This is a genomic window from Candidatus Bathyarchaeota archaeon, assembly GCA_029882535.1.
Classification (GTDB): domain Archaea; phylum Thermoproteota; class Bathyarchaeia; order Bathyarchaeales; family SOJC01; genus JAOUKM01.
In genome coordinates this window covers 1-7,080 of the sequence record JAOUKM010000051.1, presented here as the reverse complement: position 1 = coordinate 7,080, position 7,080 = coordinate 1, and the positions used below count along the sequence as shown (strand labels likewise).

Annotated in this window: 9 protein-coding genes; 5 read left to right on the top strand and 4 right to left on the bottom strand. The window is 39.0% G+C overall.

What is annotated here, in order from left to right; all coding sequences use genetic code 11:
• Together OEX01_09060 and OEX01_09055 are read right to left on the bottom strand one after the other, a co-directional pair.
• Positions 1 to 301 (bottom strand): proteasome subunit beta (locus OEX01_09060; protein MDH5449130.1); only part of this gene is annotated, 301 nt, incomplete at its 3' end.
• A 113-nt stretch (positions 302 to 414) separates the two neighbouring features.
• Positions 415 to 942, bottom strand: coding sequence for a winged helix-turn-helix transcriptional regulator (locus OEX01_09055; protein MDH5449129.1), 528 nt, complete (start codon positions 940 to 942; stop codon positions 415 to 417).
• Positions 943 to 1,167: 225 nt separating this feature from the next.
• On the opposite strand from OEX01_09055, the gene OEX01_09050 reads away from it, so the two are divergent.
• The 5 genes from OEX01_09050 (at position 1,168) to OEX01_09030 (ending at position 5,925) form a co-directional block, all read left to right on the top strand.
• Positions 1,168 to 2,085 (top strand): ABC transporter ATP-binding protein, encoded by a 918-nt coding sequence (locus OEX01_09050; protein ID MDH5449128.1) that lies wholly within the window; start codon positions 1,168 to 1,170, stop codon positions 2,083 to 2,085.
• Positions 2,082 to 3,029 (top strand): ABC transporter permease, encoded by a 948-nt coding sequence (locus OEX01_09045; protein MDH5449127.1) that lies wholly within the window; start codon positions 2,082 to 2,084, stop codon positions 3,027 to 3,029. Before OEX01_09050 ends, OEX01_09045 begins: the two co-directional genes overlap by 4 nt.
• An 83-nt stretch (positions 3,030 to 3,112) precedes the next feature.
• A complete protein-coding gene (locus tag OEX01_09040) occupies positions 3,113 to 3,697 on the top strand; it encodes a methylated-DNA--[protein]-cysteine S-methyltransferase (protein MDH5449126.1) in 585 nt (194 codons plus the stop codon).
• 97 nt (positions 3,698 to 3,794) lie between these two features.
• Positions 3,795 to 4,481, top strand: a complete 687-nt coding sequence (locus OEX01_09035) for an HAD family hydrolase (GenBank protein MDH5449125.1) — start codon at positions 3,795 to 3,797, stop codon at positions 4,479 to 4,481.
• Between the two features lie 490 nt (positions 4,482 to 4,971).
• Positions 4,972 to 5,925 carry an alpha/beta hydrolase gene (locus OEX01_09030; GenBank protein ID MDH5449124.1) on the top strand — a complete coding sequence of 318 codons (954 nt, stop codon included), beginning with the start codon at positions 4,972 to 4,974 and terminating at the stop codon, positions 5,923 to 5,925.
• 42 nt (positions 5,926 to 5,967) lie between these two features.
• Here OEX01_09030 and OEX01_09025 read toward each other — a convergent pair whose 3' ends face one another.
• Entirely contained in the window at positions 5,968 to 6,333 is a 366-nt protein-coding gene (locus OEX01_09025) for a DUF6326 family protein (protein MDH5449123.1), read from the bottom strand.
• Between the two features lie 199 nt (positions 6,334 to 6,532).
• The gene (locus OEX01_09020) at positions 6,533 to 6,910 is read right to left on the bottom strand and encodes a hypothetical protein (protein ID MDH5449122.1); all 378 of its coding nucleotides are present in this window, start codon (positions 6,908 to 6,910) and stop codon (positions 6,533 to 6,535) included.
• Positions 6,911 to 7,080: the final 170 nt, after the last annotated feature.

Genomic DNA, 7,080 nt, shown 5'->3' with positions numbered 1-7,080 from the left:
GGTTCGACATAACTTTTGCCGCTGATCTTACGGAAATGTTTCTGCCGTTGTCTAGTTTGAAAAGGTTTGCATAAGCCTCTACCTCTCTAATGAGGACTTGCATGTCAGAAACGAGTCCAGCGCACGCAGCACCTATATGATCCGTTATTTTGAAAACTTTCTTTCCAGCCTTACTTGTGATGAAATACCCATAGGTTACCCGTTTTTCAGAGGCAAGCATGACTCCTTCGGAACAAACTATGCCGAGGGTTGTTGCGCCCGGCATCATGAAGTAAGGGTATTGTTGATTTTGCTCAACCAAACCGTCTTCCTCCTAAATGTTGGTTGATTATAAACTGCTCCTCCATTTAAACTTAATCATAAAATCTTGTGTGGCCAACTTATTTGGAAGTTCGTACGACCAAATGAAGAAAGCTATTTCTTTTCTTTTAGCGTTAGTATGTGTTTGGCTAAAGTTGCAAACGTGAGAGGTCGATAGTGGACCTTGTCAGCCAGGTTTATCAGAAAACTTTCTGTTTCAACCAATCCCAAATAGGTAAACTGTTTAGCCCAATTTTTGAGCTCTATAAAAGATGTATAGTCCTTGTGAATTGAAATCATAAGTGCGTTGTGTCCCAAGCCCATTCCTCTCTCAGCCATGATTATTTCAAAGGGTCCTTTCTTGAAACTTTCATTGAGAATTTTCCTTGCTTTCTCTATCTTTTCGGCGTTAAATGATTGTTTATATTTAAAAAGAGTGATAGCCAATATTTCATATCCTAGTTTATGGAAGTAAGGTATCATGGTGTATTCTTTGATGTATTTTTCCTTCTCCAATTTTTTAACCATTCTACTAACTGTAGGTTGAGAAATCCCAATTGCTCTAGCCAATTCTCTGTCGCTTCTTCGAGAATCCTTCATAAGCTCAGAAATAAGCTTCCACTCACGCTCCTTCATCTGCATTCCTCCCACCTTAATTATTCTTAGAACTTACTGAAAGTCTTTATGGTGCTAAACAAGATTAAAGAGCGTGTTTCTCATGCTATTCAATTTGAACTTGTCGTAAAAGTCTTAAATGCAAGTTTGTCCGTTAGATGGTGGTAAGCTTTATGATAAGGGTATAATTTAAGGTTATGACGCTTAAGGCCTTGGGTGTTAATGTTGAGGTTTGCTATAAAAACTGAAAACTTGACGAAAAAATACGGCGACCTAGTAGCTGTCAACAAATTGGATCTTGAAGTTGAAACTAAAACTGTGCATGGTTTCCTTGGTCCAAACGGCGCAGGCAAGACTACTACTATAAAGATGCTGGTTGGTTTATTGAAGCCAGATGAAGGTACAATCAGGGTTCTTGACAGAGATGCTGTTGGAGACAAGCCTGAGATGCGGTTGCATATTGGGTACATGCCTGAACTCCCTAAGTTTCCCAAACATCTGACTGGATGGGAGCTTTTGGATATTTATGGAAGAATGTTTGGAATGACGAAACAGCAGAGACAAGATCAGTTACCTAAACTTTTTGAACTGACGGGACTTATGGGTAGAGAAAAGGATGCTTTGGGCAAGTATAGTAAAGGTATGCAACAGCGGTTAGGCATCGCTCAAGCACTGTTAAACGCTCCGGAATTGCTAATTCTAGATGAGCCCGGCTTAGGTTTAGACCCTGTGGGCATGGTAGAAGTTAGGGAGTTAGTGAAGCAGATTGCAGAAGAGGGTGTAACAGTTTTTCTCTCTTCTCATATGCTCTTTGAAGTCCAACAAGTCTGCACCGATGCCACAATAATCCACAAAGGTATAGCGTTGACTTCTGACAAGCTTGAGAACATTTCAAAGAAGTTTGCAGGACCTACTAAGTTATTAGTTGAAGTTTCAAAATTGAAAAAAAGTATTATAGACAGCGTTGGGGCTTTACCTTTTGTCTCTGAGGTAGCAAAAAAAGGTAACACGCTTACAATCGAAATTAAAACACATGACGAGGTTAGACCTCAACTGTCTCAAGCGATTACCAAGGCTGGAGGAGTGATAATCTCTATGAAAGTTGAAGGTCGAAGTCTTGAAGATGTCTTTGTTAAACTTATTAAGAAGCAAGGAGATAATCAGAGATGACTCGCGAAGAAACTGCAAAACATTTGAGATGGAACGCCTTTCTGGCGATGACAAGATATGAGCTTCTTTGGAATATACGTAAGAAAAAGTTTCTAGGCATGCTTGTCGTTGCTTTTGTCCTTGCAACGCTTGGTCTGTTTATTCCGGTGATTTTGAGCAACGTGATGAATGAGCCTCTCGAATCCAATCCAAAGTATGTTATAGAAACTGGTAGCGGAATTGGCGGTTTCGGATTTTTGCTTTTCGCAATAGTTACTGCAATGAATAGCATTTCAGGCGAGTTTGAAAGTGGCTCAATTGTTCCACTACTTACGAAACCCATTTCACGCACAATGGTTTTCCTAGGAAAAATTGTCGCTGGTTCCCTAACCTTGCTTGTCACATACATTATGCTCATGATCTATATGACTGTTGGAGGAACAATAATCTATGGCACTCAAAACAACCTTCATCTACTTCCGTTATCTCTACTCGGAAGCCTGATTAGCACTTTTGTGTGGATAGCAATAGTGTTGGCTTTAGGTGCTCTTTCAAAAAGCTCCATGATTGCCGCTTTAGGCACAATTGGCACGTGGATGGGTGCAAACATAGTTACAGGTATAGTTTCTGTTGTGACAGAACAAGCTTGGATACTAAATTATGTAGCAGGCAGCGGGGCTCCGGGCTTTGTTAGAGACATAGGTTCACAGTTTCCAGGTACCACCTATATTATGAAGGCTATATCAACAGGGACTGACGCAATTGCTGCGAACTTGGTTAATTATGCTCTATATCCTTCGGTAGATGTAGAGTTTTACAAGGGATTTATCGGCTTTGAGGAGCCTCTCTACACGGAAGCTTTAGGATTTATTTTGCTGAGGTCCATTTTAGTTGCGCTTGTCTATATCTGCGTGTTCTCTTTTATAGCGTGGTACGCATTTAAACGCGCTGAAATAAAAGAGTAAACCCAACAACGCCGCAAGAAAACACGACAATTAGGCAAAACATTATTCTGAAGCCCGCCAACATGAGGACGAAGTGAGTATCAATGATCAATCTTCAAATTCAAAAGATTGAGGGCTTATGGTGCGGCGTTGCTTTAGAAAGCAAAAGAATTTTTGCAACCACATTCGCCTTCAACGAAAAAGACGCTTTAAAATCCCTACTCAAAGAGCTACCTTACAACACTATTTTTCAGGCCGCCCAAAAGAAAAACGCGCTTGCAGAAGAAGTATTGAGGACGATAAGAGCAATTTTTTATGGCGAAGATGTTTCTTTTAGTTTCCAATTCGCCATGACCCGCTTATCCGACTATGCTAAGAGAGTTCTTGAGCTGACTTCCCTGATTCCCACAGGCTACGTAACAACTTATGGCGTCTTAGCCAAAGCTGCCGGTGGAAGCCCAAGGTCAGTTGGGGGAGTGATGGCAACTAACCCCTTCGCGCCTTTGGTTCCTTGTCATCGAGTTGTAGCTGCAGATATGACTTTAGGCGGCTACGGCGGCGGCTTGAAGACCAAGTGGGGCATTTTGCAAAGAGAAAACCGAAAATATGAAACGGTAGTAAAGGCTGAAATCAATACTAAAACGCTGAAATTGTTTCCAGTCGACAGGCTTAAACCTAGCAAATACTAGCCTACGCAGTAGAAATATCCCCCGTACAACTCTCTCTTTTTGCGTGTACTCAAAAAACGGTTTTATATTAGGGCGACTATGAAGTTCAGGATTAAAAATGCATGTGAAGGCTGTGCTTTTCGACCTCGGTGGGACTCTTATAAGAACGGCCGCTATTCCCGAAATCTATATGAGAATTCTTGACTGCTTTGGAGTGAAAGTTTCATCTAATGAGATTCTTGAGGCTCATAAGGCTAATGAAAAGGAGTTTGACATTGCACAAGGTCAACTCGATTTAGGACAAGATTTTTGGATCGCGTGGAATCTCAGAGTTCTGGAAAGCATAGGTATAAGAGAAAATCGAGAGTTTTTGGCTAAGAAAATTGATGAGTTATGGTGGGAGCATGCGGATTTGCAGACCTACCCGGACGTTAAATCAACATTGGTTCAGTTGAAGGCTAACGGTGTAAAGTTAGGGATAGTCACTAATGGGTTCAAGAGAGATTTTAAACAAATTCTGGATAGGTTGAAATTAACGAGTTTTTTCGACGTTACTGTTGGTATAGATTCGTGTAACAAGGCAAAGCCAGATAAGGAGATTTTTCTTTACGCTCTTGACCAGCTTGGCGTTCGCTCTAATGAAGCATTATTCATAGGCGATTCTGTGAAATATGACTATGAGGGTGCGAAAAGAGCGGGCTTGAAGCCTTTTGTTATCGACCGAGAAGGAAAAGCTCCAAGCCAATGTGATAAAATGAGAAGTCTAACTGAAGTATTATCTTTCGTTAAGATCGTGGATGAATGAGATGAAGTTTTGTGATAATTATTGTTTTCACATGAAGAATAGCTTAAGGATTTTAAAACACTACAACAACCACGATGTGACGCTATTCGGAAAACGAAGAAAGCGAAGGCATACTTAATGTTGGAAACTAAATATTAACAAATATTAGTTACTGAAGTGGAGATATCTCCCGAAGTAGGACCCTAAAATGTCTGATATCCTACATCTGGCTTCCACTTTATACCATGTACTTCGCAGTTTATAAGATTCTATGGAAAATAGTTCTAGACTTCGTTAGAGTTCTCTTGTTTGATCAAGACTTGCATGCACGCATGATTTATATGATTACGCAATAATTGCTGTAAATAAAGGGAAAAATGCGTTGAACATATTTCTATTAATTGCTGTATCCATAGCAGGATTTTTCTTGCTTCTCTATATCGGGGTATTACTGTATAAGAGCTATTTGAGAAATTCGACTAGAATAAAGACATCTAATGGCATAAGCTCATTGGAGGAGATTACACTTGGTGATTTAAAACAATGGATATTCATCAGAGGTACAGATCAAAATAATCCAGTTTTGGTATTTTTGCATGGTGGTCCTGGTGCGCCTTTGCTGGGGATGTCAAGCTCACGTAAATATGATACCGAGTTAATTAAGCATTTTACGGTAGTTCATTGGGATCAACGAGGGGCTGGCAAATCATTTTATAGTGATATTCCAGTTGATTCAATGACTTTAGATAGACTTGCTGAGGATTGTAATGAGTTAATTGATTATTTACGAGACAGATTTCACACTCAAAAAGTCTTTATTGTTGCGCATTCAGGGGGAACGGTAATAGGAATTAAAACTGCATACAATTATCCCGAGAAGATACATGCTTACGTTGGTGTAGCTCAAGTTGTAAACGAATATGAACAACAAAAAGTATCATACGATTTCTTAGTCGAAGAAGCTGAAAAATCTGGAGATGTAGGCAGACAAAATGCAATAAAAGCAATAGGCCCACCACCTTATGAATCACCAAAAAAGTTCCTAAAAATGGCTGGGTATGTTGGCAAATATGGAGGGTTCATGCATAGTAAGTCTATGAAGGATCTGATAATTTTAACATTTAACTTTTTGACTTCACCCGAATATTCATTATCAGAAGGAATTAGAACATTCAGAAACAAAGGATTTGATTTTACTATTAATGCAATGTGGGAGGAATTGAAAAATGTCAATCTTACAAAAGAAATACAATCTATTAAAGTTCCCATATACTTCTTTGAAGGTAAATACGATGTGACTACTCCCACAGTTGTTGTTGAGAAATTTTATGACAACTTAGATGCCGAAAAAGGTAAAAAGCTATTCATTTTTGAAAATTCAGGGCATATGCCAATGATAGAAGAAAAAGAGAGATACGAGGAATTATTGATAAATGTTGTTTTGAAAGATAGCCTGAATAAATAATGAACCGCATGCATGAAAAAGATGAGCTGCTAACCTTCCTGTTTAGACCCATTGCCATGCATACCAAATAGTTAGCACATTCCATCCAAGTCCTACAATTATCAAGAATTTGTCATAAGTTCCAGGGTAACCAGGTAATCCAACGATGTTGAAAATGAACAAACCTACGGGTACGATGATGTTTAACCAACGAATTAAAGGATAGGTTAATGTTAGAGACAAGAAAAGCATAACACTCGGAATCAACATTATTATTGCCATTAACAATAACATACTTTGAGTCAATGTTATTCCTCCCACTTGTCCTGGTGTGAAGTCACCTGCAAATATTCGCATCACATCCCCCAAAAGATAAACTAACATAAGAGCTACCCATAATCCTGCAAGGATTATTCTCACATCTTCCATAATTCAATCACCGCTTTCATTGTCACATATCTGCACTTGCTTTTATCACTTGTGAAAGAAACCTCCAAAGGCAGCAGAAACATATCGAATTTAGCTTTTCGTAAGCCTAAATCCATTCTTTTTTTCTGGGTTGACTACAAGTCATATTTTCACTGAGTGAGATGTCCCACCGCATTCTTCCCTTTTTTCGTTGCTGGCATTAAGGTAATTTCTTATAACTCCAAGAGAAAGTTGCGTTTCTTTTCAATCTCACACGATTAAGCTTTGAATCATTTCTTGATATTGAAGTTCCGCCTGTTGTTACAAGTCGATTTCCGCGGGGAATTGGCGTTACCAGATGAGCTCTAAAATCAAAATCCTTTGACCAATTCTTTTTTTCAACAAAACCTTCTAGAGCCTCCAGCTTTTCCCGTGCTTTTTCGAATTGCTTAGGCTTTTCTGTTTTCCTGCGAATTTTCAACATTCCTTTGAGCACACGTGTCTTTGCAAGTAAGACTTCCTCTTTTTCACTTAGTAACTTCAATTCTTTTGTGAGTTCTTTTCTTCTGTTTTGGAGGCTCTTCAATTCTACTTTCATGATTTTCTAATCACTAATTGAAATAGAGACTAGAAGTAAATAAGACAATTATGAAAGGATAATCAATATCAAGCCTAACTGTTTGTCATTGATGGATTCAAACTCCAGATCAGTGGAGATATCTCCCGATATGAGACTCTAAATGTCTGTTGTCTTCCAGATTATAGATG

What these genes read in the sequence shown, in the direction of transcription:
- OEX01_09055 (MDH5449129.1), bottom strand. Translation starts at nt 942, where the DNA reads ATGCAGATGAAGGAGCGTGAGTGGAAGCTTATTTCTGAGCTTATGAAG.
- OEX01_09045 (MDH5449127.1), top strand. Translation starts at nt 2,082, where the DNA reads ATGACTCGCGAAGAAACTGCAAAACATTTGAGATGGAACGCCTTTCTG.
- OEX01_09040 (MDH5449126.1), top strand. Translation starts at nt 3,113, where the DNA reads ATGATCAATCTTCAAATTCAAAAGATTGAGGGCTTATGGTGCGGCGTT.
- OEX01_09035 (MDH5449125.1), top strand. Translation starts at nt 3,795, where the DNA reads ATGCATGTGAAGGCTGTGCTTTTCGACCTCGGTGGGACTCTTATAAGA.
- OEX01_09025 (MDH5449123.1), bottom strand. Translation starts at nt 6,333, where the DNA reads ATGGAAGATGTGAGAATAATCCTTGCAGGATTATGGGTAGCTCTTATG.
- OEX01_09020 (MDH5449122.1), bottom strand. Translation starts at nt 6,910, where the DNA reads ATGAAAGTAGAATTGAAGAGCCTCCAAAACAGAAGAAAAGAACTCACA.